General features: G+C 69.8%; 26 protein-coding genes and 1 pseudogene. 13 read left to right on the plus strand and 14 right to left on the minus strand.

The features are described from left to right. Positions 1-94: 94 nt before the first annotated feature. Together ACTWNK_RS16570 and ACTWNK_RS16575 are read right to left on the minus strand one after the other, a co-directional pair. Positions 95-1,987: a lyase family protein gene (locus ACTWNK_RS16570; protein ID WP_474304867.1), complete on the minus strand. Its 1,893-nt coding sequence runs from the start codon at positions 1,985-1,987 to the stop codon at positions 95-97. 992 nt (positions 1,988-2,979) lie between these two features. Next, entirely contained in the window at positions 2,980-3,348 is a 369-nt protein-coding gene (locus ACTWNK_RS16575; RefSeq protein WP_474304868.1) for a hypothetical protein, read from the minus strand. Between the two features lie 813 nt (positions 3,349-4,161). Here ACTWNK_RS16575 and ACTWNK_RS16580 point away from each other — a divergent pair. The 4 genes from ACTWNK_RS16580 to ACTWNK_RS16595 all read left to right on the plus strand — a co-directional run bounded on the left by ACTWNK_RS16580 (position 4,162) and on the right by ACTWNK_RS16595 (position 6,084). Next, on the plus strand, positions 4,162-5,139 hold the full coding sequence (locus ACTWNK_RS16580) for a phosphopantetheine-binding protein (RefSeq protein WP_474304869.1): 978 nt from the start codon (positions 4,162-4,164) through the stop codon (positions 5,137-5,139). After that, positions 5,136-5,324, plus strand: coding sequence for a hypothetical protein (locus tag ACTWNK_RS16585; RefSeq protein ID WP_474304870.1), 189 nt, complete (start codon positions 5,136-5,138; stop codon positions 5,322-5,324). Before ACTWNK_RS16580 ends, ACTWNK_RS16585 begins: the two co-directional genes overlap by 4 nt. Beyond that, on the plus strand, positions 5,321-5,629 hold the full coding sequence (locus tag ACTWNK_RS16590) for a hypothetical protein (protein WP_474304871.1): 309 nt from the start codon (positions 5,321-5,323) through the stop codon (positions 5,627-5,629). Before ACTWNK_RS16585 ends, ACTWNK_RS16590 begins: the two co-directional genes overlap by 4 nt. A gap of 146 nt (positions 5,630-5,775) precedes the next feature. Continuing rightward, entirely contained in the window at positions 5,776-6,084 is a 309-nt protein-coding gene (locus ACTWNK_RS16595) for a hypothetical protein (RefSeq protein WP_474304872.1), read from the plus strand. A gap of 21 nt (positions 6,085-6,105) precedes the next feature. Here the strand turns inward: ACTWNK_RS16595 and ACTWNK_RS16600 are convergent, their stop codons facing one another. Further along, complete coding sequence (locus ACTWNK_RS16600) at positions 6,106-7,917, minus strand: alkyl/aryl-sulfatase (RefSeq protein ID WP_474304873.1); 1,812 nt, start codon at positions 7,915-7,917, stop codon at positions 6,106-6,108. A gap of 31 nt (positions 7,918-7,948) precedes the next feature. Next, entirely contained in the window at positions 7,949-8,344 is a 396-nt protein-coding gene (locus ACTWNK_RS16605; RefSeq protein ID WP_474304874.1) for an SHOCT domain-containing protein, read from the minus strand. Positions 8,345-8,545: 201 nt separating this feature from the next. Between ACTWNK_RS16605 and ACTWNK_RS16610 the strand changes: the two genes are divergently transcribed. From ACTWNK_RS16610 to ACTWNK_RS16625, 4 genes are all read left to right on the plus strand, one after another. Then, a complete protein-coding gene (locus ACTWNK_RS16610; protein WP_474304875.1) occupies positions 8,546-10,594 on the plus strand; it encodes an SdrD B-like domain-containing protein in 2,049 nt (682 codons plus the stop codon). Positions 10,595-10,611: 17 nt separating this feature from the next. After that, positions 10,612-11,409, plus strand: coding sequence for a Dyp-type peroxidase (locus tag ACTWNK_RS16615; protein ID WP_474304876.1), 798 nt, complete (start codon positions 10,612-10,614; stop codon positions 11,407-11,409). A gap of 22 nt (positions 11,410-11,431) precedes the next feature. Continuing rightward, positions 11,432-12,070 carry a maleylpyruvate isomerase family mycothiol-dependent enzyme gene (locus ACTWNK_RS16620; RefSeq protein WP_474304877.1) on the plus strand — a complete coding sequence of 213 codons (639 nt, stop codon included), beginning with the start codon at positions 11,432-11,434 and terminating at the stop codon, positions 12,068-12,070. Between the two features lie 158 nt (positions 12,071-12,228). After that, positions 12,229-12,642: a hypothetical protein gene (locus ACTWNK_RS16625; protein WP_474304878.1), complete on the plus strand. Its 414-nt coding sequence runs from the start codon at positions 12,229-12,231 to the stop codon at positions 12,640-12,642. A 17-nt stretch (positions 12,643-12,659) separates the two neighbouring features. Here the strand turns inward: ACTWNK_RS16625 and ACTWNK_RS16630 are convergent, their stop codons facing one another. From ACTWNK_RS16630 to ACTWNK_RS16640, 3 genes are all read right to left on the minus strand, one after another. Then, positions 12,660-13,586 (minus strand): aminoglycoside phosphotransferase family protein, encoded by a 927-nt coding sequence (locus ACTWNK_RS16630; RefSeq protein WP_474304879.1) that lies wholly within the window; start codon positions 13,584-13,586, stop codon positions 12,660-12,662. Between the two features lie 147 nt (positions 13,587-13,733). Further along, positions 13,734-14,939, minus strand: coding sequence for a chymotrypsin family serine protease (locus ACTWNK_RS16635; RefSeq protein ID WP_474304880.1), 1,206 nt, complete (start codon positions 14,937-14,939; stop codon positions 13,734-13,736). A gap of 193 nt (positions 14,940-15,132) precedes the next feature. Beyond that, complete coding sequence (locus tag ACTWNK_RS16640) at positions 15,133-16,071, minus strand: TetR/AcrR family transcriptional regulator C-terminal domain-containing protein (protein WP_474304881.1); 939 nt, start codon at positions 16,069-16,071, stop codon at positions 15,133-15,135. 150 nt (positions 16,072-16,221) lie between these two features. Here ACTWNK_RS16640 and ACTWNK_RS16645 point away from each other — a divergent pair, with 150 nt between their 5' ends. The 3 genes from ACTWNK_RS16645 to ACTWNK_RS16655 all read left to right on the plus strand — a co-directional run bounded on the left by ACTWNK_RS16645 (position 16,222) and on the right by ACTWNK_RS16655 (position 18,095). Next, the gene (locus ACTWNK_RS16645; protein WP_474304883.1) at positions 16,222-17,034 is read left to right on the plus strand and encodes an alpha/beta fold hydrolase; all 813 of its coding nucleotides are present in this window, start codon (positions 16,222-16,224) and stop codon (positions 17,032-17,034) included. A gap of 93 nt (positions 17,035-17,127) precedes the next feature. Further along, positions 17,128-17,649 (plus strand): EF-hand domain-containing protein, encoded by a 522-nt coding sequence (locus ACTWNK_RS16650; protein ID WP_474304884.1) that lies wholly within the window; start codon positions 17,128-17,130, stop codon positions 17,647-17,649. Continuing rightward, entirely contained in the window at positions 17,646-18,095 is a 450-nt protein-coding gene (locus ACTWNK_RS16655) for a cupin domain-containing protein (protein ID WP_474304885.1), read from the plus strand. Before ACTWNK_RS16650 ends, ACTWNK_RS16655 begins: the two co-directional genes overlap by 4 nt. 61 nt (positions 18,096-18,156) lie before the next feature. On the opposite strand, the gene ACTWNK_RS16660 is transcribed toward ACTWNK_RS16655, so the two are convergent. The 7 genes and pseudogenes from ACTWNK_RS16660 to ACTWNK_RS16690 form a co-directional block, all read right to left on the minus strand. Next, positions 18,157-18,483, minus strand: a complete 327-nt coding sequence (locus ACTWNK_RS16660; protein ID WP_474304886.1) for a DUF1048 domain-containing protein — start codon at positions 18,481-18,483, stop codon at positions 18,157-18,159. A gap of 1 nt (position 18,484) precedes the next feature. Then, positions 18,485-18,841 (minus strand): DUF1048 domain-containing protein, encoded by a 357-nt coding sequence (locus ACTWNK_RS16665; RefSeq protein WP_474304887.1) that lies wholly within the window; start codon positions 18,839-18,841, stop codon positions 18,485-18,487. After that, a complete protein-coding gene (locus tag ACTWNK_RS16670) occupies positions 18,838-19,164 on the minus strand; it encodes a PadR family transcriptional regulator (RefSeq protein ID WP_474304888.1) in 327 nt (108 codons plus the stop codon). The genes ACTWNK_RS16665 and ACTWNK_RS16670 overlap by 4 nt, the downstream gene beginning before the upstream one ends. A gap of 208 nt (positions 19,165-19,372) precedes the next feature. After that, a complete protein-coding gene (locus ACTWNK_RS16675) occupies positions 19,373-19,561 on the minus strand; it encodes a hypothetical protein (RefSeq protein WP_474311160.1) in 189 nt (62 codons plus the stop codon). A gap of 158 nt (positions 19,562-19,719) precedes the next feature. Further along, positions 19,720-20,058: pseudogene (locus ACTWNK_RS16680) on the minus strand (eCIS core domain-containing protein); the annotation flags it as partial. Between the two features lie 34 nt (positions 20,059-20,092). Next, on the minus strand, positions 20,093-21,340 hold the full coding sequence (locus ACTWNK_RS16685) for an exonuclease domain-containing protein (protein WP_474304889.1): 1,248 nt from the start codon (positions 21,338-21,340) through the stop codon (positions 20,093-20,095). 265 nt (positions 21,341-21,605) lie between these two features. Continuing rightward, complete coding sequence (locus ACTWNK_RS16690) at positions 21,606-21,863, minus strand: hypothetical protein (RefSeq protein WP_474304890.1); 258 nt, start codon at positions 21,861-21,863, stop codon at positions 21,606-21,608. Between the two features lie 475 nt (positions 21,864-22,338). Here ACTWNK_RS16690 and ACTWNK_RS16695 point away from each other — a divergent pair, with 475 nt between their 5' ends. Both ACTWNK_RS16695 and ACTWNK_RS16700 read left to right on the plus strand, forming a co-directional pair. Further along, positions 22,339-23,244, plus strand: a complete 906-nt coding sequence (locus tag ACTWNK_RS16695) for a hypothetical protein (protein ID WP_474304891.1) — start codon at positions 22,339-22,341, stop codon at positions 23,242-23,244. A gap of 402 nt (positions 23,245-23,646) precedes the next feature. Then, on the plus strand, positions 23,647-24,147 hold the full coding sequence (locus ACTWNK_RS16700; RefSeq protein WP_474304892.1) for a ricin-type beta-trefoil lectin domain protein: 501 nt from the start codon (positions 23,647-23,649) through the stop codon (positions 24,145-24,147). The last annotated feature ends 93 nt before the right edge of the window (positions 24,148-24,240 follow it).

The raw sequence follows: 24,240 nt of genomic DNA on the forward strand, positions 1-24,240 counted from the left end.
GCTGCGGCAGGTGCCCTGCGGGCCGGCCTGGTGTCCGGTACGCGGGGCGGGGCGGGAAGCGGTGCCGGGGGTGTCACAAGGGGATCTCGGGGTGTCACAAGGGGATGAGGTCGGTATGCGAGATGCGCGCCACCACTGCCCGGAACTCCTCCCACCACGGCAGCGCCTCGCAGCGCGGCACGTACTCCTGGCGGTCGGCGCGCAGTTCGGCGATCGAGGCGGTGAGTGCGGTCGTCTCCTCGCGGGGCAGGTCCAGCAACGGCAGGAGGGCGGCCAGCAGGTCGTCCTCGGCGCTGTCCCTGGCGGAGTCGGCGTCGGCCAGCCAGAGCGCGCAGCCGTACACCAGGCGGCGTTCGGCGTGGGACAGGCCGTCGGGTACGGCGAGCGGGCCCGACGGCAGGCGCTGGGGCAGGGGCAGGTCCAGTGCCTCGGCGATGACCTGGAGTGCGGCCTGTTCGGCGTGGGCGATGTCGCCGTCGGCGGCGGCCATGCGCGAGGCCACCTCCAGCAGGACGCCGCGTGCCTGCGGGGACAGGGTCGCGATCGCCGCGGCGGTGCGGGCGCGCTCGCCTGCCAGCAGCCGTTCGGTGATCTGTGAGCTGCGGTGCACGTCGGTGATCATCATCGGGTCCAGGAGTTCGTCGGCCACGGGCCCGGACATGATGCCCAGCCGCACGACCGCCGTGTGGATGGAGCAGTCGTTGGCGTTGGCGTAGGCCGCCGAACGCGATCCGGCCTCGTAGCCGTAGACCGATGCGACCACGGCCGACAGGGCGAGGGTTTCCCCCGCGGTGCGCGCGCAGTGCTCGGTGCGTACCTGGAGCCCGTCCAGGCATCGCCCGGCCAGCAGCGGGATCGCGTTCGTCAGCAGGCGGCAGGACTCGAACAGGTTCTTGGCGATCACTCCGGTCCAGGCGTTGAAGTCGAGTTCGGCGCCCTCGACGGCCATGGTGATGGCGGTGTCGTTGCCGCACACCTGGTAGGCGATCTGCACGATCATCTCGGGGATGACCGGGTTGACCTTGCCCGGCATGAACGACGAGCCGGCCTGGACGGTGGGCAGGGTGATCTCCATCATGCCGGTGCGGTTGCCGCTGGCCAGGATGCGCAGGTCGCGGCACATCTTGGCCAGGTTGGTGGCCAGCGACTTCAAGGTGGTGGAGATGTGCTGGAAGATGTCGCCGTTCTGGAAGCAGTCGAAGAAGTTGGGGTGGCGGCGCAACTGCAGCCCGGTCACCTCCCTCAGGCGCGGGTAGACGCGCTCCAGGTATCCCGCCGTGATGCCCAGGCCGGTGCCGACGACCGTGCCGCCCATCGGCACGTCCAGGCAGGCCTCGGCCGCCTCCGTCAGCCTGGCCCTGCCGCGTCTGACGACCGCCAGGTAGGCGCCGAACTCCTGGCCGAACGTCACCGGCACGGCGTCCTGCAGGCAGGTTCTGGACAGTTTCACCGTGTCGCGGTACTGGTCGATCTTCCGTTCCAGGGTCTCCTCCAGCAGGGCCACGCTGTCCACCAGGGCCAGCAGGTCCCCGTGGAGGGTCAGGTTGGTGGCGGTGGCCAGGGCGTCGCTGGTGGACTGGCCCGCGTTGACGTGGTTGTTGGGATGGACGAACCGGTAGCCCTTCTCACCGCTGATCAACTCGTTGGCGCGGTTGGCCAGGACCTCGTTGACCACCATGTTGGCCGAGACACCGCCGCCGCCGCTGAACATGTCCACCGGGAACTGCTCGGGCCCGAACCGCCCAGCGACGACCTCGTCGGCCGCCCGGCAGATCGCCTCGGCCACGGCCGGGGGGATCGCCCCGATGTCGGCGTTGGCCAGCGCGACGGCCTTCTTCACCAGCGCGATCGAGGACACATAACGCGCGTGATCACCGATCGAACTGCCCGAGACCCAGAAATTGCGGCGGGCCCGCTCGGCGTGAACACCGTAGTAGGACTCGTCGGGGACCTCCACGACGCCGATCAGGTCTTCATGAGTACGCACCGGTGACTCCTTCGAGAGGGGGGCCCGCTCGCGACGAACGGCGGGGGAACACTGCGATGAATGCGTGGCCGGGTGGCCGGTATCGGCGCGGGAAGGACGAGGGCGTATCTCGGCCTCAGCCGCCGAACGCGTCGGCCGACTGGATTTCGGAAGGGATCGGACTCAGTGAGATCGGGTCTTCTCGGACGTGGCATCGATCGCCCGCATGTCGTCTTCACCTGCGTAAAGTCGCTCTATGTAATTAGTAGACTACATTAAGTGGTCGATCAAGAGTTGTGTCCGTACGAACGGTGTTCCGGCATGCGGTCACCGAGGGGGCCGGTGGCCGGGAATTGTGCGATTTCGTGCGAATCCCGGCCCTGGCGGGCCATTGCGTCACCCCGTGACCACGCGTCTTTGCGCTCATGGCCATCTGGCGTGCTCCGAAGCTCGGAATGAATATGTCGCGCTGTGGCTAACGTGTGCAATGAGTATTGCGGTCCTCCGGAAACGGCGGTGCGACACGGAGAGTGGAGGTGCGGCATTTCCGTGTCGGGTCGTGGATGAACTGTCGGGCTACAGGAGTCTTCCTCGCGCTTGACGCACTGACTGTGATTCTGTAAACACAGTGTGAAGCGCTGAATGTGCTCGAAGGTAGTGGGCGCATGGTTGCCGGACCGGCTGCAGAACAGCCAGAGGGGGCTGCCCTGATCGCTGTTACTGCAAGCGGGCGGTTTCGTCGGCGTTTGGGTCCTGATCTGGTCATTTCCGCTCGTGTCCTCGCTTCCGCAGTCCAGAATGCGGGCCGCACGCTTGACTTCACCCTGAGTAGGTTTGGGCGTATTGTGCGTGCTCCATCGAGGGCTTACGGGCGGGATTGAGGGGTTTGAGAATAATCGTCAGAAATGTCAACCCGGTTCTCTGTCGCGCATTGGCTTCACTTGTGCATAGCGCTGGCACAATCGAAATCCGCAACGCCGTCGACTCCAGCACCTGTGTTGGCGTTCAGCGTTTCAAGGAATCGCCGTAGCTGCGACGGTGAAGAATGGCTCGGCCCTTTTTTGTGGGTCGAAGCGGCCGGCCAGGCTCGTGAGGGCTTTGACCGTCGCTCCGGCGTTTGCGCTGTCGGTTCTGGGGAGTTTCGTTGGAAGTGCCTTCTGTTTGTGGCCGGTCGGCGCCTCGACATCCTGTGCCGGTATGCCGGCGACCATGTCCACACCGCCGTACGCCGGAGCAACAAGATCCATCCGACGGTCCGGAGGGCCCTCATCGAGGCAGTGAAACAGGGTGATTGCGGCATATCGCCGCGCCTCGCCGCAATGCCCTTCGTGGAGGTGGACGGCCTTCGTGGCGTCCCCGATGGCGCGAGGATGAGTGGTCACCACGTGATGGTCGTCCTTCCCGGACAGGGAGCCGCGGAGCCCTGCCCGGGACCAGGCTGGAGAGAGCACCCGTCTTGGGTGCCGAGAGAGCAGCCGCTCGGCGCTGCTCTGACCACTCCACTGCTCGACGCACAACGGGCGCCGCACACTCGGGCCGAGATCCCGGCTGTCATCGTCCTGACCTCGATCATGGCGTGGGAGGCGGTCAAGAAGGGGCCGCCCGCTTCTCCGATCGTCGCTCGGCGCCATCCCGGCCTGCTGCCTGCCCTGTACGGATGCCGCGGGGGCGGCCCTGTCGCGTGCCGCCGGGACGGATCGGGCCGACACCGGGCTTCCCGGCGGGACGGTCGCGCTGCATGCCTCCAGCACGCGGGGCGGCGCCATCTGCGCCGAGTGTCGGCCCGCGAACGGCAACGTTCCCCGCCAGACAATGATCACCGGGGCCGAACGTACGCTGAACGCGGCAAACCGGATCGGACCCTTGGCCGGGATTCGAGGCGACCCGGCTTCCCGGCGGGGACTCCGGCACACTCCCTCGACGCAGGACGCGGTCGCCCGGCCTGAAGGCGCACTCGTGCCTCCTTCCCTGGCCGTCTCCACAACGGTGAGGCCGTCTCGCCAGGACATGACCGTCTCCCGAGACGTACAGATCCCTGTCCGATGGAGGCGCCGCCCGTGGTGTCCCGGCTGCTCGTCGGGGCCGGGGACGTTCTCGCCGATCAGCCAAGACCCCCGTCGGGCCGTGGCCGGTCCGGCCGGCCCCGGCCCCTGTTCCGCATCACCCGAACGCACTGAGCGAAGTCTGGAGCGCACATGTCTGACCAATCCATCCACGAAGCCGTCGTGACCGCGATCTCCCGGGTGCTGTCTGTCTCGGAGGAGCGAGTCCGGATCGACGCCACCCTCAGCGGCGAACTCGGCGCCACCTCTCCGGACTGCGAGGAGATCGCCGAGGTCCTGTCGAAGGAACTCAACCTCGGACTGCCCTCGGACGTGATCAAGCAAGCGGCCACGGTGGAGGACCTGCTCAACCATCTCAAGACCATCACGGACCTGCTGGCGCTCGACCGATTCCTCGCCCTGCTCACCCGTGACGGCACAACGGCCGAGGTCGAGGACGTGGTCGCCGATCTCTACGTGTGGCTGGAGGGCCGCCGACGGGCTCAGCCCACGCGCGCATGGCGGCAGTTCGCCGCCGACCTGCGTAACCACCCCCTGCATCACGTCCTGCTCGCCGACCCGTTCAACGAGCTCGCGTTGCGCAAACCGCGCGGATACGCGGGTGACGCGGACATGATGGATCACTACTACGGCCTCGCCCGGATCACCTCGGCCGATCCGGTCGTGAAGGCCATCAACCACTACTCGACGGTCACCAGTCAAGCTTCCAAGATCGTCCGCTACCGGCTCTCCTGGACCCGCGCTCTCGCCGAGGAGACGATCGCCGGTCATCGGGCCGCCAGGATCGCCTCGGTGGCCTGCGGCCACTTCCGGGAGTTCGAGAATTCCGTGCCGCTGCGGGAGTCACACGGCGACGTCCGCTGCTTCGCCTTCGACCACGACGCGGACTCCCTGGCCCGCATCGAGCACAATTACGGCCCTGCCGTCATCACCTGCCGCCAATCCGTCCGCGAGATCCTCGCCGAGCGTGGCCTGTGTACCGATGGGCCCATGGACCTCATCTGGGCGAGCGGCCTCTACGACTACCTGGACGAACGCTCTGCGCAGGCGCTCACCGCCGTTCTGTTCTCCTGCCTTTCTCCTGGGGGCGACTGGCCATCGGCAATGTGACTCCAGAGTTCACCGATGCGGGCTTCTTCGAAGCGGTCCTGGACTGGCGCTTCTTCTGTCGCACGTCTCCGGCCCTCGTTTCCGTGCTCAACCAGGTTCCTCCGCACGACATCGCCGAGATCAGGGTGCACCGCGACCCGACCCAGGGGATGGCGTTCCTCCTGGCCACCCGTGTGTCGTCGTGATCAAGGCCTATCGGGCTCCTGGCGTGCAGAGCGCGTCGAAAGAGGTGTACGGGATCACGTCCACGTCGTGGCGTCCGGCGGGCCAGGGAAGCCGGTGGCCGAGCACGAACGGGTGCATTTGCCTGCCGGGAGACGTGCTGGCGCATGGGACGGTACTCCTTCATCGTCACCGCGACGGACCGGAGTCGTCGGGCGTCGACCGATCACGGATCGTGACACTTCTGATCTTGATCACCACCCGCGAGGCCGGATCGCACGCAGGCGGTTTGCCGAGTTTGCTGCCCGATTACAGCTTCGACTTTTGATCTTGGTGAGAGGAGGGAGCGGATCGGCCCGTCAACGACGCCGATGGTGGGCGTAGTCGCCCCGAACCGGGTCGGCCCCGGGCCGACGTGGACACGGCAGCGGGACCGGACCTCCAGCCGATCACCAGAACCGATCAAGGACGACGATGACGATCATGCGCACCACTGCGGCCACGGCTCTGGCGGCAGGTACCGCCATGGCCTTCCTGCTCACCGCGCCCGCGCGGGCCTTCGCGGGACACCGGACCGTCATCGACGTGTGCGGGAGCACGGTGGCCGACAATGTGGGCACCGCCGCCTTCACGGGTGCGGCCTCTCAGCCCTCCGATGGGGCCGGCAAGCCGATGACGGTCGCGCCCGTCGTCGCCGGAGTCAATCTCTTCCGCGTCGAGCTGATCTCGAGCTCCTCCGACGACGAGCAGACTTTCGACCGCTTCACCGTCACCCGCACCTGAGCCACCCGCACAAGGACCCGGCTACGGGGTGACGATGTCGAAGTCGCGGTCTGGTTCGGTCAGTAGGGACAGCAGGGTGTCGAGGGTCTTCGGGTCGCCGTCGGTTTTGATGCCGTCCAGGGTGCCGGTGGCGATCAGGCCGAGCAGGTGCGCCTTGGTCGTCCTCAGCGTCAGGTCGGGGGTGGTGGCGCCGGTGGTGCCGCTCTGGACGAGGACGCCGTTGGCGAGGCTGAGCCTGACCTCCTGGTTCAGGTCGGTGACGTGCACGTCGATGGTCAGGCGGATGTCCCAGGCGCGCGGGCCGTCGACGCGGATGGCGACGGAGTCGAAGATCTGCTCCAGGCTCAGCGCGCCCATGACGTCGGCGCTTGCGCTGTCGATGCTGGCCGAGGCCTTGCGCCCGCGCAGTTCGGCCGCGCCCTGGAGGTAGAAGTTGCGCCACGTGCCGTTCTCCGCGCCGTGCCCGAGCCGGTCGTACACCTGGGCGAGCAGGTCGCGAGCCTCGGTGTCCTGCGGATCGGCGAACACGGCATAGTTGAGCAGCTGCGCCGCCCACCGCTCCTCGCCCGCCTCCAGCGCCGCCCTGCCCTTCTCCCGTACGGCGGCGCCGCCCCCCATGGCCGCCACGTGCCTGGCCGCCGACTCCTCGGGCGGCAGCTCCCACAGATGGGCCGGATTGCCGTCGAACCAGCCCATGTAACGCTGGTAGATCGCCTTGATGTTGTGCGAGAGCGAGCCGTAATAGCCGCGTGCGTGCCAGGCCTGCTCCAGGGCGGGCGGCAACTGGACGCGCTCGGCGATCTCGGCGCCGGTGCAGCCGTCGTTGAGCAGGCGCAGCGTCTGGTCGTGCAGGTAGGCATACAGGTCGCGCTGCTGCGACAGGAAGGTCGTCAGCTCGGCATTGCCCCAGGTCGGCCAGTGGTGTGAGGCGAACAGCACGTCGGAGTCTGCGGCGTAGAGCTCGATCGCCTCGGTCAGGTAGCGGGCCCACACGCGGGGGTCGCGGACCAGGGCGCCGCGCAGGGTCAGCACGTTGTGCATGGTGTGGGTGGCGTTCTCGGCCATGCACAGCGCCCGGCGCGCGGGCAGGTGGAAGTTCATCTCGGCGGGTGCCTCGGTGCCGGGGGTGAGCTGGAAGACGATGCGCACGCCGTCGATCGTCTGCTCCTGGCCGGTCTCGGTGATCGACACGTTCGGCTCGATCAGGGTCACCGTGCCGGTCGAGGTGGTCTGGCCGAGTCCGGCGCCGACCTGGCCTTCGGGGCCCTTGCCCAGCTCCGCGCCGTACATGTAGATCGCGCGGCGGTTCATCGCCGAGCCCGCGTAGACGTTCTCGGCCACGGCGTGCTCAAGGAACCCGGACGGGGCGATGATCGGCACGTCGGCTCCGTCGGGGAGCACGCCGCGCACGCCGCCGAAGTGGTCGGCGTGCGAGTGCGTGTAGATCACCGCCGTGACGGGACGCTCGCCCCGGTGCTCGCGGTACAGGGCCATCGCCGCACGCGCCGGTTCGGCCGACAGCAGCGGGTCGACGACGATGACGCCGTGCTCGCCCTCGATGAGGGTGATGTTGGACAGGTCGAACCCGCGTACCTGGTAGATGCCTTCGGCCACCTCGTACAGGCCGTGTCTGGCGTTGAGCTGCGACTGCCGCCACAGGCTCGGGTTCACCGTGCCCGGCGCATCGCCGTCGAGGAAGGCGTAGGCGTCGAGGTCCCACACGATCCTGCCCGTGTCGTCCTTGATCTGCCTGGCCGGCCCGGTCGCCGTGGCGACGAACCCCCGGTCGGCGTTGGCGTGGTCGGACCTGTCCTCGAAGGACGGCTTCGGCACAGCGACTCCTTGGATCACGAAGGTGCGGAACTCAGGCGAGGATCTTGGCCTTGGCCTGCTCGTACTCCGGCTCAGACAGCGTGCCGCGCTGCTTGAGGTCGGCCAGCTTCTCCAGCTGCGCGGGTACGTCGGCGCCCTGCGCGGGACCGGCGTTCTGGCGGATGTAGTCCTTGAAGGCCTGCTCCTGCTCGACCGCGCGCTTGGCCTGACGCTCGTGCATGGTGCGGCCGCGCACGATGAGGTAGACGAGGACGCCGATGTAGGGCAGCACCACGACGAGCAGGGTCCAGCCCGCCTTGCCCCAGCCGCTCAGGTCGGAGCTGGAGAAGATGTCCATCACGATGCGGAACAGCAGGAACAGCCATACCACCCAGAGGAAGAACCACATCATGGTCCAGAAGAGGTTGAGAAGCGGGTAATCGTCCATCTGCGGCTCCGTTCACGGGATTGCCCTCGACGTTCCCGTGCCTTTCTTTCCGAAATCTCCCAATTGGGTCGAGATCTCTCCCGGGATGTCATGGCGGACTCTTCGGACATGAGTCGCTGATCTTGCCTTTGTCGATCTTCGGTCATGGGGCGGATGTAGCGGGTGAATCGGTCGCCTGCTTTCCGGACGTCGAGGAAATCAGTGATCAAGAGATATGGAAGGGCTCTGGCCTGGCCGCTCGCGCTGGCCACCGGCCTGAGCGGTGCCGCCGCGCAGGCCGTACCGGCCGCGGCCGACGGTGGGGTCATCACCGTGACGGTGGTCCGCGACTACGACGCCGACGGCGCACACAAGAAGGACTGGGAGCTCGGCCTGCCGGGTGTCGCGGTCAAGGTGTACGACGACTCGGGTGTGGTGGCCGAATGGGTCACCGACGACAGGGGCAGGGTCAGCTTCCCGCCGGTGAGCGGTGGTCGCTACCGGGTCGAGGCGACCCTCCCGGCGAGCCAGGCGCACCTGCGGCCCGCCGTCGCCTACGGCCAGGTCGCCGGGTCGGCCCCGCTGGCCCCGCTGGCCCCGCTGGTCAGCTTCGTCGACCTGACCGGCGGCAAGAACGCCAGTGTCGTCATGGGCGTGCAGGACCCGGCGGACTACGTCCAGGCCGACCCGCGCCTGGTCACCCCCGTGCACGCCTACGCGAGCACGGTCACCGCCAGGCCGAGCACTCAGGCCATCGCGGGCTGGGCGTGGTCGCAGCGCGGCGACAACACGGGCTACACCGCACCGGTCACCACCTACGACAAGGTCGGCACCGTGTACGGCCTGGCCTGGCACCGCTCCACGCGCACCCTGTTCGCGGGCGCCATGGCCAGAAGGCACGCCCCGTACGGCCCGCTGGGCCAGGGCGGCATCTACGCGATCGGCGCGGACGGCACGGTGAAGCAGTTCGCCACCGTGGCCGACGCCGGAACCACCCCGCACGACGCCAAGAACCCGCAGCTCGACGCGTCGTTCTGGGCGGTGCCCGGCAGGGAGAGCCTGGGCGACCTGGAGCTGTCGGCCGACGAGAAGACGCTGTACGCGGTCAACCTCAACACGCGCAGCCTGGTGGCCTACGACACGACGAGCGCCGAACTCAACGGCACCTGGCCGATTCCCGCCCAGGGCTGCCCCTCGCCGGACGACTGGCGGCCGTTCGGCCTGGCCGTGCACGAGGGCAGGCTCCACGTCGGCGGCGTCTGCTCCGGGCAGAGCACCCAGAAGCGTGCCGACATGTCGGTGCACGTCCTGACGGCCGACACCGCCTCGGGCACGTTCACCTCGCTCTACAAGCACAGCCTCGACTACAAGCGCGGCAAGGTCAACTACGTCTACGGGGGCGAGTACTGGTTCCCGTGGCTGACGACGACCAGCCTGACCCCGCCGCCTGACGCCTACACGCCGATGCCGCTGCTGTCCGACATCGAGTTCGACCGGGACGGCTCGATGATCCTCGGCTTCCGCGACCAGCACCAGGACCAGGTCGTCGGCCACAGCGGCGGCGACATCAACCGGGTCTGCCGGATCGACGGCGCCTGGTACTGGGAGGGCGAGGGAGACTGCCCGAACAACGCCGTGAGCGGCAAGATCGGTCACCAGGACAAGGCCGTGGTCGAGTACTACCCGGGTGACTACTACGCGGGCGGGCACGCCGAGGTGGCCCAGGGCGGACTGGCCTACAAGCCGCGTTTCGCCGATGTCGCCAGCACCGTGCTCGACCCGGGCGCGTACTTCGTCGGCGGAGTCGGTTTCTTCGACAACAAGAGCGGCGTCTACGACACGATCAGGGAACGCTACCAGCGGGTGTTCGCGGGCGGCTTCAACAAGAGCAACGGCCTCGGCGACCTGGAGATCCTGGCCGACCCCGCGCCGATCCAGGTCGGCGACCGCGTCTGGTTCGACCGTGACGGCGACGGCCTCCAGGACCCGTCCGAGCCCGGCCTGCCGAATGTCAAGGCCCGCCTGACCTGCGAGAACGGCGTCACCCAGAACACCGTCACCGGCACCGACGGCTGGTACGCCTTCACCGGCGTGCCCGCGAGCACGTCCTGCGCCATCACCTTCGACACCGCCGCCGCGACCGGCCTGCCCGAAGGCGTGAGCCCGGCCGACCTGCAACCGGCCAAGAAGGGCAAGGGCGGCAGCACGGACTCCGACCTCGGCCCCGACGGCATCGTCTTCACCACCGGCCTGCCCGGCACGCCGGGGTGACGGGGACGCTGCCCCATGTGGACCTGGCCGTCTACGCGGCCGACCGGCTTCCGGCTGCGCTCGGCGAGCAGTCGCCCGGCGGTGTGGACGTCACGATCGGTCTCGGGCCGCGCCTGGCGGCCCAGGTGCGCGACCTGCCGCCCTTCGCCCGTGAGCGGATCGGGCCCGGGCATCGGGGCGGCGACGTCCTGGTCCAGGTCGCAGCGGCATCGGCGCAGCTGGCCGCCCGCGCCGCGACCGAGCTGGGCGCCCTGTTCGGCCGGGCCCCCGCCTGGCGCCAGCCCGGCTTCCGCGGCGCGCCGACCGGCCGCAACCTGCTCGGCTTCCACGACCCGATCGTCAACCCCAGGACCGGGAGCGAGCTCAGGGCGGAGGTGTGGCGGGCCGACGGCTCCACCGTCGCGGTCGTACGGCGGCTCCGGATCGACGCCACCCGCTTCCTGGCCCTCCCGCTCGCCCGCCAGGAGGAGATCGTCGGCCGCCGCCGCGCCGACGGCGCCCCCTTGTCGGGCGGCGCCCCCCGCTCGGCCGCCGACCTGCACGCCAAGACCGCGCAGGGCCGATGGCTGATCCCCGCCGACGCGCACGTACGGCGGGCACACGCGCTGACGACCGGCAGCGGCATGATGCTGCGCCGAGGCTGCGCCTACGACAACGGGCCCGGCGATCGCGGACTGCTGTTCGTCTCCTTCCAGCGCGACCAGCGCACCTTCACCGCCACCCAGGCCAGGCTCGACGAGGGCGACGCCCTGCTGGACTTCACCACGTGCACGGCCTCCGGCGTCTTCTGGGTTCCCGCCTCGCCCAGTAAGTGAACTGTCGAGTACAGTTAGCCGGGTGGAAGGGAACACCGTGACGCAGCAGATCTGGACCGTGGTCCACGCCGAACGTGAGGCCCTGATCCGGGATCTGGAGGGCGTCCCCGCCGAGCGATGGTCGACGCCGTCCCTGTGCCCCGGCTGGGACGTGCACGACGTCGTCGCCCATCTCATCGACGACGCCAAGACCACCAAGCTGAGCTTCGTGCTGCGCCTGGCCGCCGCGCGCTTCGACTTCGACCGCTACAACCGGGCGGCGGTGGCCAGGGAGCGCGCCGCCGAGCCCCGGCTCACGCTCGCCGCCCTGCGCGCGGTCAGCCGCAGGACGACCAGCGCCCCCGCGCCCCTGGCGACCCGCCTGGTGGAGGCGTTCGTGCACGGCGAGGACATCCGGCGCCCGCTCGACCTGACCGGCGACTACCCGGCCGATCAGGTCGCGGCGGCGCTGCGCTACCAGCTCAAGACCGGCGTCGGCATGGGCGGCGGCAAGGAGCGGGCACACGGCCTGCACCTGGTGGCGACCGACACCGACCTCGACGCGGGGGAGGGGCCCGAGGTGCGGGGCGGCGCGCTGGCCCTGCTGCTGGCGGTGTCGGGACGGCCGGTGCGCCCCGGCGAGCTGACCGGCGCGGGCGTCGCCACCCTGACCGGCCGCTGAACCAGACTCCCCGCGCGAACACCCCCGTACATGCAGGATGTTCCCTCCGGGAGGTGCGGGCGCCGCGATCATGGAAGGCTGGAGCTCCCAACCGGAGTCGCCGTATACCCGCGAACCGGTACGGGTTGCCCTGACCCCCCGAACAGAGACGAGTCCCTGTGTCCCGCGCCCTCCTCCTGACCGTCACCGTCGCGACCGGCCTGACCCTCCTGGCGACCGGCTGCTCCGCTGACATCGGGGCGTCCGTTTCGTCCGCCACCGCCACCGCCACCGCCCGGCCGGTCTTCGCCGATGCGCAGGAAGCGGCCGACCATCTCGTCGCCGCCCGGCACGCCGACGATCGCACCGCCGCGCTCCAGGCGGCGAGTGCGAACGCGACGGCGAAGTTCTTCGAGCTGCCCGCCCCGGCCGTCGACAAGGTGGAGGGCTGCGACACCGGCGCGGATGCCGGCCGTCCCGCCTACGCCCACCACTGCTACTTCCGCTACGAGGGCGGCTCGTCACACTTCTGGATCAACGCCCATGCCGCCGGCGGCTGGCGCGTGGAGAAGTTCAGCCAGCGGGCGGACTGACCCCGGGCCGGGCTCCATCAGATGGGCAGGCGCAGCAGTGCGGTGGCGATGGCGACCTGGGCGGGTTCGAGTGCGGTCCTGCCGTCCTCGATGTCCCACAGCGCGTTCTGCAGCACCCGGCCGAGACTCCAGCCGACCGCACGCCCCCGGTCGAGATCGAGCGCCTCGGTCAGCAGGTCGAACCGGCGCAGCACCACGCGTGTCACCTCACCGGTGGCCTCGACCTGCTCCCATCGGCTGTCCAGTGCGGGCAGCAACTCGAACCCCGGATCGCCGGCCAGCGGTTCGGGGTCGATGGCCAGCCACGGCTCCCGCTCCCCGGCCAGCACGTTGTCGTAGTGCAGGTCCCAGTGCAACAGCCGATCGCCCGCCTCACCGGCCAGCTCGGCCACGGCGGACGCGCAGGTGCGCAGCAGCCGCCGCTCGGCGGGGTCGAGCAGGGCCGGCTCGGCCTGCGGGACCTGGCCGAGCATGGCGGCGGCGATGTCGGCCAGCCGCCGCACACCGCTCGGGGCGGGAGCCGCGGTCAGCCGGGCCATCAACCCGGCCAGGATCTCCATGGCCGCGTCGTCGTCGGTCACGGACGACAGCGGCCGGGCGGCGTCCAGCCGTTCCAGCAGCTGCGTGCCGCTCGGCTCGTCGCTGTCCAGCAGGTCCACGATGCCCTGCCCCCGCCAGGCCCGCAGCCCGGCGATGGCAGCCGCGGTCTCCTCGCGCACCTGCTGAAGCTTCAGTACGGCAGGCGTGCCGTCGGAGCGGCGCACGGGCAGGACCAGCGAGGCCATGCCGTACGCGGCCGTGCCGTCCTGGCGCAGCTCCCAGCGTCGCAGGAACTCGCCGCCGAGGCGAGGCAGGTCGGCGAGCCAGGCACGCGCGTCGGCTCCGTTCGCGCCGTAGGAGGCGGCGAAAGCGCCGGGCACGTCGATGACGGTCGTGGTGTTCATGTCAGATGTCTCCTTCGTAGGTCAGGTCGAACCGCGACGAACGAAGGAGGTCAGGAGGTGCCCGTGCCCCGGGCAGGCGTCAAGGCATGCCCGCACCCTACCCGGCCGCACCCGGGAGTCGGGGAGCGCGTGGCCCCCCGATCCGGGTCAGGAGGTGAGCGCGGTCAGGCCGGGCCAGTCGCGGGTGGCGGTGCCGAAGTCCTGGAAGATGATCCACTCCCAGTCGTCGTTGGGGTTGGGCCGGCCGAAACCGGTCATCGTCCCCATCGCCCGTACGGCCGACGAGCCGTTCTCCAGGCTGAACACCGGGCCGCCGCTGTCGCCGGGACGCGAGGCCTGGCCCCAGCCCCGGGCGGAGATCAGGTCGCTCCAGCACTCGTAGCGGCCGTAGATGTCGTAGCTGCAGATGCGGGGGTAGGCGGCGTCGACGTTGTAGCCGCAGCGTGCGCCGGTCGTGCTGCCCGAGTAGCACAGGGCCTGGCCGCCGTAGGTCCAGCCCCAGCCGACGACCGGCTTGCTGAAGTCGTCGATGCCCGGGTAGCCGTCCCACATGCGGCCCTGGGTGTGGGCGCGGACGAGCATCAGGTCGTGGTCGACGTGCTCGTGGGTGGCCGGGCCGATGTACTCGCCGGTGCTGTCGCGGAAGGTGTCGCCGCTCGCGCCGCAGTGGCCTGCGGTGAGCAGGTACTCCGTGCCCCCGGCCTGGACGCCCCAGCCGCCGGTGCAGGTGTAGGTGGCGCCCGAGGCCGAGCCGCAGCGCGGGTTCTCGACGCGGAACCTGTCGTTCCAGATCGCGCCGCCTCCCCACCACGGACTCCGGTCGTCGCAGCGGGAGTCGGCGGTGCTCCTGAGCGGTTCGCGCTCGACCACCGTGACCGGCACACCCACCTCGGGGTCCGGCGTCAGCGCCCGGGCGGCGCCTGGCGCGGCCACGGCCTCGATGCCGGTCCCGTCGAACGGCACCCGCAAGGCGTGGAAACGGCCGCCGCTCTCCACTCCGGACGCCCGCCACAGGGTGGCCGCCGCGGTGTTCAGCTCCTGCCGCGAGTGGGCCGCACGCCGTACCTCCACCGGGACACCGCTCGTCCGCACCTGGCGTCGGAGGCGCTCGGGCGGCGTGCCCTTCCACCACACCACGAGCCTGCCGTCCGCGGCCTCGACACCGGCGAAGCCGGACCGGGGCTCCCCGGCCGCCAGGTCGCGGATCGCGGTCGCGGCCCGGGTCAACGGCTCCTGCGCGGCCATCGCCGCACGGTCGGCGGCGCTCGCGTACGCGGCCGGCGTCTCGGCGGCGGGACGCGGCTTGGCGGCCGGAGCGGGGACGGCGCCGGCGCTCTGGACGGGGACGATCAAGAGGAGGCAGGCAGCGGCGACGGCGGTCGCCAGGCTCTTCCTTAACATGTCGGGACATGCCTTTCGTCAGGAGTCATGGGGCTTGATGCCCATGTCCGTCAGAGTGTGGAGAGAGCGCGTGGGGTACGACAACGGGGTTCATGAAGCGTTATTGGATAGTAAAGCTATCCAATACGGATGAGCTGCCTGCCGTTCATCTGGGGCTTGCCGTGTGTTCGTCCGCCCGGGCCAGGCCCAGTGCGCGGTGGCGGGCTTCGAGGCCGTCGAGCAGGCGTTGCAGGCCGTACTCGAAGACGAGGTCCAGGTCGAAGTCGAACGACTCCCGTGCGACGTGGCCGAGGCCCGGATGGGTGGTGGAGGTGGCCCATCGGCGCATGCCGGAGTTCGGGCGGCTCATCCAGTCGTCGGCCGACATCCCGGTGTCCTCCTCGGCCCGCGCCTCGGTCAGCCGTACCAGCGCCATGCCCCGGACGTGTCCGAACAGGTTGATGTGCGCGCCCAGCATGTCCTGGGCGTCGAACCCCATCGCGCGCAGGGTGGCGAGCGACCATTCGGCCAGCGGTATGACGTTGGGCATGAGCTGCGGACGGCTCAGCGAGAACACCTCGGCGGCCCACGGGTGACGACTGAAGATCGTCCAGGACAGGCGCGCGACCGCCTCCAGGCGGGCCCGCCAGTGCGTCACGGGCATCTCGGGCAGCCTGGCCTCGGTGAAGACGCGGTCGGTCATGTCCAGCGTCAGATCGCCCCGCTTGGGCACATGCCGGTACAGCGCCATCGTGGAGACGCCCAGCGTGGTGGCCACCCGCCGCATCGTGACCAGGGACAGGCCGTCGGCGTCGGCGATCCGTACGGCGGCCTCGACGATCTCGGCCCGGCTCAGGGCGGTGGGCCGGGCCGGTGTCGTGGCCGTGGCCCGCTGCCTGACGATCGTGCCTCGTCCCGGGACGGTCTCGACCAGTCCGGCGGCGCGCAGGGCGGCGATGACCTTGCTGGCGGTGGCCATCGCGACACCGTGATCCCGGACGATCTGCCGCGTGGACGGCGCCGCCTGTCCCTCCGCCGGTCGCCCCTGCCGGATCTCGTCGGCGATCTCGTCCGCGATCCGCAGGTAGAGCGCTCGGTCTGTCATGAGGCTCAAGTGTACTAGTGCACTTGATGTCAGTCGTCGTAGTGCACTACCTACTCACCTTGGGCTTCGTCGCAAGTGCACTACAGGCAGTCCGACCTTCGTCGACAGAATGCGTACGTTGTCCTCAACGACGAAGAACGAGGAGAACGAATGAACAGCATGGTGACCTCGGCCGACGGCACCGCGGTGGAGTACCTGAGCACGGGCAGCGGGCCCGGCGTGCTCGTGGTGCCGGGCGCGCTCACCACGGCCGCCGACTACGCCGAACTGGCCCGCCTCCTGGCCGAGCGGCACACCGTGCACGTCGTGCAGCGCCGCGGGCGCGGCGGCAGCGGGCCGCAGGGGGAGAAGTACGCCATGGAGCGCGAGATCGAGGACCTGGAGGCGGTGCGCGCCAGGACCGGCGCCCGCCTGCTGTTCGGCCACAGCTTCGGCGGGCTGGTCGCCCTGCGCGCGATGTGCGACGGGCCGGCCTTCGACCGGGTCGCCGTCTACGAGCCCGGCGTCTCGGTCGACGGGTCCCTGCCCGTCGACTGGATCGGCCGGGCCCGGCGTGAGGTGGCGCGTGGTGCGAACTTCGAGGCGTTCCTCACGTTCGTCCGGGGCATCAATCCCGACCAGACCGGACGGGTTCCGCGCCGCCTTCTGGCGCTCATCCTGCGAATGGCGATCTCCCGCGAGGAGATGCGGCAGAACCTCGCACTCATGCCCCAGTCGCTCAACGAGCACATCGAGGTGGGGCGTTTCGCCCAGAACGTGGCCGACTACCGTCAGATCGCGGCCCCCACGCTGATCCTGCGCGGCAAGGATCATGCCGTCGGCCGCCAGGCGGTCGCCCTCGACCGGCTGTCCGAGGCGATCCCGAGGTGCGAGACGGCGAGCTTCGCCAAGCTCGACCACTTCGCTCCGGAGAAGAAGCCGGCCGGGATCGCCACCGCCCTGCTGACCTTCTTCGCCTCGTAACAGTCGACCACGATACGTATAGCTACCTCTTGGCTACGTTGAGTTATATAGTTGGCGCGGCTTACGGAAGCCGTACAAAGGAGGGGCATCGGCATGGGCAACGAGACCGTGGATCGGCTGCGGGTCAGGTTCGACCAGCTCGACACCAATGGCAACGGATACATCGAATCGAGTGACTTCGACCTGTTGGCACGCGAGATCCTGCGCACGTTCGGCGAGGAGGAGACGTCGGCGAAGGGGCGGGCCGTCCTCGACTCGCACCGGCAGTTCGCCGAGCGGCTGACCGAGCGGCTCGACAGCGACGCCGACGGGCGGATCAGCTTCGAGGAGTACCAGCACGGCGTCGCGAACGAGGCGGGATTCGACCGGATCGCCCTGCCGTACGCCCGGGCGGTGGTGGCCGTCGCCGACCGCGACGACGACGGGTATGTCGAGGGCGTGGACTTCGCCGCCTGTCTGAGCGTGCTCGGGTTCCCGCCGGACGGCGTCGCCGCCGCGCACGCCCACCTCGCCGACGCCCACGGGCGGGTCGGCGCGGCCGCGTGGGTCGCCTTCATCGCCGACTTCTACACCGCCGATGCCGAGCATCCCGTCCAGGTCCTGGTGCAGGGATGATCGAGGCCACGGCCAAGGTCGTCCGCGCCGAGGACGCGGCGCGTGCGGGCCTGCTGGGCCTGCAGGCGGTCAAGGTCACCGAGGGGGTCAGCAGGGAGAGCGTCGGCGCGCAGCGCCTGTGCCTGCACCGCGTGGTGATCCCCGCCGGGAGCCGAGGCGAACCTCACGTCCACCGCGACCACGAATCGGCCGTGTATGTGATCAGCGGCTCGCACGAGGTCTGGATGGGCGAGGACCTGCGCGAGCACATCCGGCTAGAGCCGGGCGACTTCCTCTACATCCCCGCCAATGTCGTCCATCTGCCCGTCAACCACGGCCCCGACGACGCCGTGGTGGTCGTGGCCCGCACCGACGCCAGCGATCAGGAGAGCGTCGAGCTGGTCGCGATGCCGCAGGCGCTGGGCCTGCGGCTTCAGGGCATCCTCCCGGCGGGCGCGGCGAGGTGACCCCGCCGGGTGGCGGCGGACCGAGCGCACGCGCCCGGTCCGCCGCCGCCCGGCACACGGCCTACGTCCCCGCCGCGCCCGGCCTGCCGTTGACGGACTGCTGATAGACGTCCGCGTACGTGGGCGAGTCCTTGATCAGGTCGTCCGCGAAGGCGGCCACGTCGTCGCCGATGAGCGTCAGCACACCCTTTCCGGCCGCGGCGCCCTCCTCGAAGAAGTCGAGCAGTCCGGGCAGCAGCGACCCGTCGGGCAGGCCGATCGGCCCGACCTTGAAGTAGTAGCGCTGGATCTCCTGGTAGACGATCTGGTAGTCCGGTGGCAGCGCCTTGACCCGTGCGGTGTGCGCACGCCACTGCTTCTTGCCCTCGATGATGTCGCGGATGCCCATGTCAGCCTCCCAACCGGCTCAGCCGCCTGGCGACGGTCCTGTTCAACTGCTCGCGCCACCGGTCGCGGTAGTCGCGCGCCCCTTCGCCTCCGGCCAGCGCCGCGCAGAAGCCCGCGACGTCGTCGCCCAGCACGTCGTGGATGCTCTGCCCGTCGGCCGCCGTCTCTTCGAGCAGGGCCAGGGCGCTGTCGGCGATCGGCGTCAGGTTGCGCCCGGTGAAGTCGCCGAAGGGGAACAGGCTGGTCTTGATCTGCTCCCATGCGGCCCGGTGGTCGGCGGGCAGGGCGGCGGCCCGGATCTCGAACGCCTTCCACTGCCTGCTGAGGTCGCTGCCGGTGATGGTCTCCCAGAAGGTCATCTGCCGTCCTGCCTTAGCTTGTCGATGCGGGAGGAGAGGTACTCCCACTTGGCCCAGAACGTCGCCAGTTGCCGCCTGCCCGCGTCGTTGAGCGCGTAGAACTTGCGGGCCGGGCCCAGTCCGGACGGTCGTTTCGTCACCTGGACCAGGCCGTTCTTCTCCAGTCGCAGCAGGATCGTGTACACCGTTCCTTCGACGACATCGGCGAAACCGAGTTCGTTCAGCCGCCGTGTGATGGCGTAGCCGTAGGTCTCCTCGCTGGCGATGATCTCCAGGACACATCCTTCCAGCGTGCCCTTCAGCATCTCCGTCAGGTCTTCCATCGCGGTCCTCGTCACCCGTTGCTCAAGTACTCAGTGGCACCGAGTACCACTATAGCGTACCACTAGGTACAGGTCCCCCGGTGTCGCCGGCGCGCGGCGACGGCGGTGCGCTGGGAGGGGTCGACGTGGGCCGAGCAGTCGGCTGCCAGGTGGACGGCCAGGCCGTTCCAGGTCGGGAACGTCTCGTACGCCACGCCGGTCAGGCGCGTCAGCAGGACGTGGCGTGCGCGGCGGGGAACGCCTCGCCGTGCACCTGCTTGCGGAACTGCTCCAGCACCTCGTGCGCCAGCAGGCTGCCGCCCGTGCGGCCCATCGTGAGGCCGACGGAGGCCTGGCTGCCCAGCGCGGCGACGTCGTCGAGGTCGACCTTGGAGGAGGCGTAGTTCCCGCCCGGCACCCTGGCGTCGGCGGCGCGTACGGAGGTCCGGCCGTCGAGGCGACCACGATCTCGTACTGGACGGCGATGACGGCGTTGGCCGCCGAGGCGAACCCGGCCGCGTCACCGGCCGCGAAGAGCTTGCCCTGGATCCTGGGCCTGGCCGAACGGCTCTGCTGGACGACGTGGGCCAGTTCGTGTGCGAGCAGGCCCGCGCCCTCGCGGCGATACGGCCGATGGGCGTCCCGGCCGAAGTGGATGTCCTGCCCGAAGTGCCTGCCGAAGTACGCCTGGGTGCTTGGGTCGAGCCGGCCGTCCGGCGGTGTGCGGGCGGCGGGCGGATCGGCCGACGCGGCGGCCCGGTCGGCTTCCCGCTCGTGGGCGGTGTCCTGGTCGACGACCGGCGCCAGCCGGGCCCGGACGGTGAACGCGGTCCGGGCTTCCGCCTTCGGGCGGGACGAGAGCTCTCGCACCGTGCGTCCTCTCCTCTGGGATCCGGAGACCTGACGAGACGTCACTCACCACGACGCTGTCTACGCTATGTAGCCTGCGTCACGACCTGTCGGCATTGGCCGACGCGTGGCCGAGCATGCGGACGAACGCGTGGGGCGTGACGATCGGGATGCCGTACGCGCGGGCTTTGCGTGCTTTGCCGGACAGCGAGTCGGGGTCGGCCGCGACGACGAGCCTGACCTTCTTGGTCACATGGGGGTGCGGCAGGTAGCCCGCCCGGCGGGCCCGGCCCTCCCACACCTCCCGCTCGTCGTCCATCGCGCCGGTGAACACGACCTGGTCGCCAGGGCGCAGCTCGAACCGCCGCACCGGGACGAGCGAGGCGGTGCCCACCCGCAACGCCCGCTCGACGGCGTCGGCGGGCAGGCCGAGCAGGGAGGCGATGAGGTCGAGCTCACGCCGCTCGGCCGCGGTGACACTCCCGTCGGCCAGGGCCGCGCGCGCGACGGCGGCGAGGTAGTCGCGGTGCAGGGCTTCGAGCTCGGTACGACCCAGGCGCAGCGACGTCGCCAGCTCCACCAGCGCGTCGGCCTCGGCGTCCGAGATGTGGTGGTCGAGGAGCACCCGGTCCAGCAGGGCGAGGTACGGCTCGGCCTTGGCGGGCTGTGTGGTCTGGGGGACGCGGTCGAGGATGCGGGCCAGGAAGTGGTTCTGGCGTCCGGCCGACACGCCTCTGCGCACGCAGGCCGTCCCGGTGTCGTCGAGGATCGGCCATGCGACGGTCGTACGCGCGCCGTGCAGCGCCTCCGGCCAGGGATCGGCCGGGTGTGACAGGCCGATGTAGTGGCGGAGCAGGCCGGAGGTGGCACGGGCGTCGAGCAGGGCGTCGTGCCGGCCGTCGAGCGGAATGTCGGCCACCGCGCAGCAGCCCGCCAGGTTCCTCGGCGCGTGCGGCAGGAATCGCCGTGCCTCGGTCATCGTGCACACCCCGAATTCCCGCAACGGCGGGATCTGCGTGCCGATGCGGGCGAATTCGGCGTGCAGGAACCCGGCGTCGAACCGGAGATTGTGCGCCACCGGCACCCGGTCGCGCAGCATGGCGACCAGTGCGCCGGCGATGTCCTTGAAGGTCGGCGCATGGCGGATGTCGGAGGCGCTGATGCCGTGGATGTGCTGGGGGCCCAGGTCGCGTTCCGGGTTGACCAGAGTGCTCCATTCGCCGGTCACCTGGCCGTATGGGTCGGTCTGGACGATGCCGATCTCGATGATCCGGTCGTACAGGGAAGCCCGTAGACCTGTGGTTTCGACGTCGATTACCGCGTATCCGACCGGGTGGGCGTTTCTCATGCTCATTCTCCTCGCGTTGCCTGTAGGAGAAGTCGCGCATTGAGCGGGAAACGCCTGCTCTGCAGGGGGAATGTAATTGAAGCGTGATATTGGGATGCGGTTTGCTGGAGTGCGCTGAAAATGCGCATATATACGACATGTCGCCTGTGTGGTGATGGGAATGGCTGTCTTGTCGGTGTGCTGGGCTATTGAATGGCCGTATTGTCGGAATTGATTTCTGTGGCGGTTTCGGCGGTTTCGGCGGCTTCGAGGGGTCGGGTCGTCGTCAGTCGCGCTCGCCGGGACCGTTGGCCGTGCGGTCGTCGGCCCAGAAGGCGACGAGCTCCTCGGCGGTGAACTGCTCGAACGGCGGGGCGAGCGGGACCCGGCCGCTTCGCAGTGCCCAGATCATCACCATGTACCCGGCCATCTCCTCGGCGTCACAGGGGCAGGCCGGGTACCAGCACCCGCCGGGCCCGGCGCATCGGCCGGGCGGCGCCCCGCGTACGGGCGGCGGGGTGGCGGGGTCGGCAGGCCGCGGCATCGGTGGACCCTTCGGGAGGGGAGGGGGTAGGGCGATCACGATGCCGCCCGCTCGTACCGGGCCGCCAGCGGGTCGCACGCCTTCGGACGACCTCGAACGACACCGGACGCGGCCCGGCCCCGGCGCCCGACTCCGCCGACCTCGTTCGGTGTCGTCCGGCGTCATTCGGTGCCGTCCGGTCTCGTTCGAGGTCATCCGGGATCGTCCGAGATCGTCCGGACGGTGTTTCGGCTGGTCCGGCCGGGATGGATCGGAAGATCTCGAATGATTGATCGGCGGGCGGATCGTCGCGCTTCGGTGGGAGCATGACCGTTGTCACGGTTCGTCGGCCTCGGGAGTCACGGCTGTGACATCCCCCTTCTCGAGATCACGGATCCGGCTATCAGCGATGACTCACGAGCACAGCGCTTTCATTGATCAGCTCAACGCGCTAAGGAAGCAGGCCGGCAATCCGTCGCTTTCCGAGCTGGAGAGGATGTCACGGCGGCCGCTGCCGGACGGCACGAAAGGGCGTCGCCTGGCGTCGAGCACCACTCAGGAGACCCTGCAGGGCAGACGGGTCCACCCGCCCGAGTGGTCGTGGGTGATCTCCTTCGTCGCCAGCTGCCACAAGGCCGCCCGCGAGGTGTGCCTCGACCTGGGCCCCGTGGACGTAGGCGAATGGCACGAACGCTGGCAGCACGCCTGCGAGCCCGCCCTGGCCGAGGACGAACGCTTACCCGCCCCTCCGGGTACGGCGCCGCCCGGACTCTTCGCGGACAAAGGGGCCGAGGCGAACCCCGAGGACCTCGCCGAGGTGAATGCCGCCGAGGTGAATGCCAAGGATGAGGACGCCTTCCTGGCGACCGTCCATCACTATCGCGACAAGCACGGCCGTACCGCCGGACGCCTGGCGCGCCTGGCGGTGCACGGTGACGCCGAGGCGGCCTTCCACCTGGCGCTGGTCGTCGTGGTGCAGGGGTGGGTGCGCGACGGCAAGACCTGGCTGCGCCGTGCGATCGCGCTGGGCCATCCGAGGGCCGAGGCGCTGTACGACAGTCCCGACATCCGCGCCGAGGCCGCCGCCCTGGCCTACGGTCACGGCTGCCGCCTGCTCGCCTGGGATCCCGGCAGGACCAGCATCGCCCGCTTCTACTTCCGCCTCGCGGCCGAGACCGGGCACCCTCAGGCCATCGCCAAACTCACGGGCGGCCCGGGCCGGCAGCCCACCCGCTCCATGCCGCTGGGCGCCCCGGTCGCCGACGGTCCGCTGCTGATCGAGCTGAAGGAGTTCATCTCGGGCGACCTCGGCGACCAGTGGTTTCTTCCCACCGGCTTCGGCGCCTGGTCCCCCGTACCCCCTCCTGCCGCTCCGGGCGACCAGGCCGTATGGCCGGGCTGAGCCATGTGTCGGCGGAATGGAGGGGCGCCGGGACGTGTGCTCGACGCCTCCCTCACCGGCGCCTGGACCCCAGGAGGAAAAGCTGGCGGTCCTACCCCGCCCCACCGGGTTGGGTGCGCGGGCGGCGGGGGACTGGGCATGCGGATGTCCCGGCGCGGGCGAAGCCTCTGGGGAGCTTCGGCCAGGTCGTGGGAGGCGGGCTGAAGGGCCCGGCCTGTCGTACCTGCAACGGTCTGGGCGTCGCCGCAGTGGTGGTGGCCCACCTGATCGGCCCCCTGGCCGGCCCCTGTACGGCGTGGCCGGATTCCCCCGCAGATTGACGCGAACCGGCCTGTTTGCCCGGCGTGTCGCGTGTGACGTTGATGGGGCCGATCACCCCACGGTCACACGAAGGGACCAAGCATGCGTAAGACGCTGACCGCCGTCGTCATGATGGTGTTCGTCCTGCTGGGAGGCGGCTCCGGCACGGCCGCAGCCATGGTGGACACCGACGAGCGCCTGTTCAACCTGGCCACCGAGACCTGCCTCGACGTGAACGCCGCCACCTGGTGGGGCAACGGCCACGTCACGTCATGGGCCTGCAACGGGGGCATCAACCAGCAATGGCAGGCGAACTGGACCCAGACCGCCACGACCGCCATCCGTCTCGTCGGCGAGCCCTACACCCCGCCGAACAGGTGCCTGACCGCGGTCCCCGCCGGTTGGATCCCGAGCGGCTGGATCGTCGAGACGCGGCCCTGCAACGGCAGCGGCCACCAGAGCTGGTATCTGACCACGGCCGACGAGATCTACAACATGTGGGTCGGCAAGTGCCTGGAGTTCGACTTCGGCGCGGGCAACGGCTACCAGGCGGCCCTCACCGACTGCCGTCAGCAGCGCAACACCCGCTGGTGGCACAGCTAGGCGAAAGTGGGTCCGCATTGGATCGTCTATAACAAAACTATCTGCTATGGTCTCTTCTGTGTCTCCGGGCGGCCCGACGACCGCCCTCCCACC

Source organism: Nonomuraea sp. IBHARD001 (assembly GCF_056106265.1).

What these genes read in the sequence shown, in the direction of transcription:
- ACTWNK_RS16580 (WP_474304869.1), top strand. Translation starts at nt 4,162, where the DNA reads ATGTCTGACCAATCCATCCACGAAGCCGTCGTGACCGCGATCTCCCGG.
- ACTWNK_RS16595 (WP_474304872.1), top strand. Translation starts at nt 5,776, where the DNA reads ATGACGATCATGCGCACCACTGCGGCCACGGCTCTGGCGGCAGGTACC.
- ACTWNK_RS16605 (WP_474304874.1), bottom strand. Translation starts at nt 8,344, where the DNA reads ATGGACGATTACCCGCTTCTCAACCTCTTCTGGACCATGATGTGGTTC.
- ACTWNK_RS16630 (WP_474304879.1), bottom strand. Translation starts at nt 13,586, where the DNA reads ATGAACACCACGACCGTCATCGACGTGCCCGGCGCTTTCGCCGCCTCC.
- ACTWNK_RS16640 (WP_474304881.1), bottom strand. Translation starts at nt 16,071, where the DNA reads ATGACAGACCGAGCGCTCTACCTGCGGATCGCGGACGAGATCGCCGAC.
- ACTWNK_RS16645 (WP_474304883.1), top strand. Translation starts at nt 16,222, where the DNA reads ATGAACAGCATGGTGACCTCGGCCGACGGCACCGCGGTGGAGTACCTG.
- ACTWNK_RS16650 (WP_474304884.1), top strand. Translation starts at nt 17,128, where the DNA reads ATGGGCAACGAGACCGTGGATCGGCTGCGGGTCAGGTTCGACCAGCTC.
- ACTWNK_RS16655 (WP_474304885.1), top strand. Translation starts at nt 17,646, where the DNA reads ATGATCGAGGCCACGGCCAAGGTCGTCCGCGCCGAGGACGCGGCGCGT.
- ACTWNK_RS16660 (WP_474304886.1), bottom strand. Translation starts at nt 18,483, where the DNA reads ATGGGCATCCGCGACATCATCGAGGGCAAGAAGCAGTGGCGTGCGCAC.
- ACTWNK_RS16665 (WP_474304887.1), bottom strand. Translation starts at nt 18,841, where the DNA reads ATGACCTTCTGGGAGACCATCACCGGCAGCGACCTCAGCAGGCAGTGG.
- ACTWNK_RS16670 (WP_474304888.1), bottom strand. Translation starts at nt 19,164, where the DNA reads ATGGAAGACCTGACGGAGATGCTGAAGGGCACGCTGGAAGGATGTGTC.
- ACTWNK_RS16685 (WP_474304889.1), bottom strand. Translation starts at nt 21,340, where the DNA reads ATGAGAAACGCCCACCCGGTCGGATACGCGGTAATCGACGTCGAAACC.
- ACTWNK_RS16690 (WP_474304890.1), bottom strand. Translation starts at nt 21,863, where the DNA reads ATGCCGCGGCCTGCCGACCCCGCCACCCCGCCGCCCGTACGCGGGGCG.
- ACTWNK_RS16695 (WP_474304891.1), top strand. Translation starts at nt 22,339, where the DNA reads ATGTCACGGCGGCCGCTGCCGGACGGCACGAAAGGGCGTCGCCTGGCG.
- ACTWNK_RS16700 (WP_474304892.1), top strand. Translation starts at nt 23,647, where the DNA reads ATGCGTAAGACGCTGACCGCCGTCGTCATGATGGTGTTCGTCCTGCTG.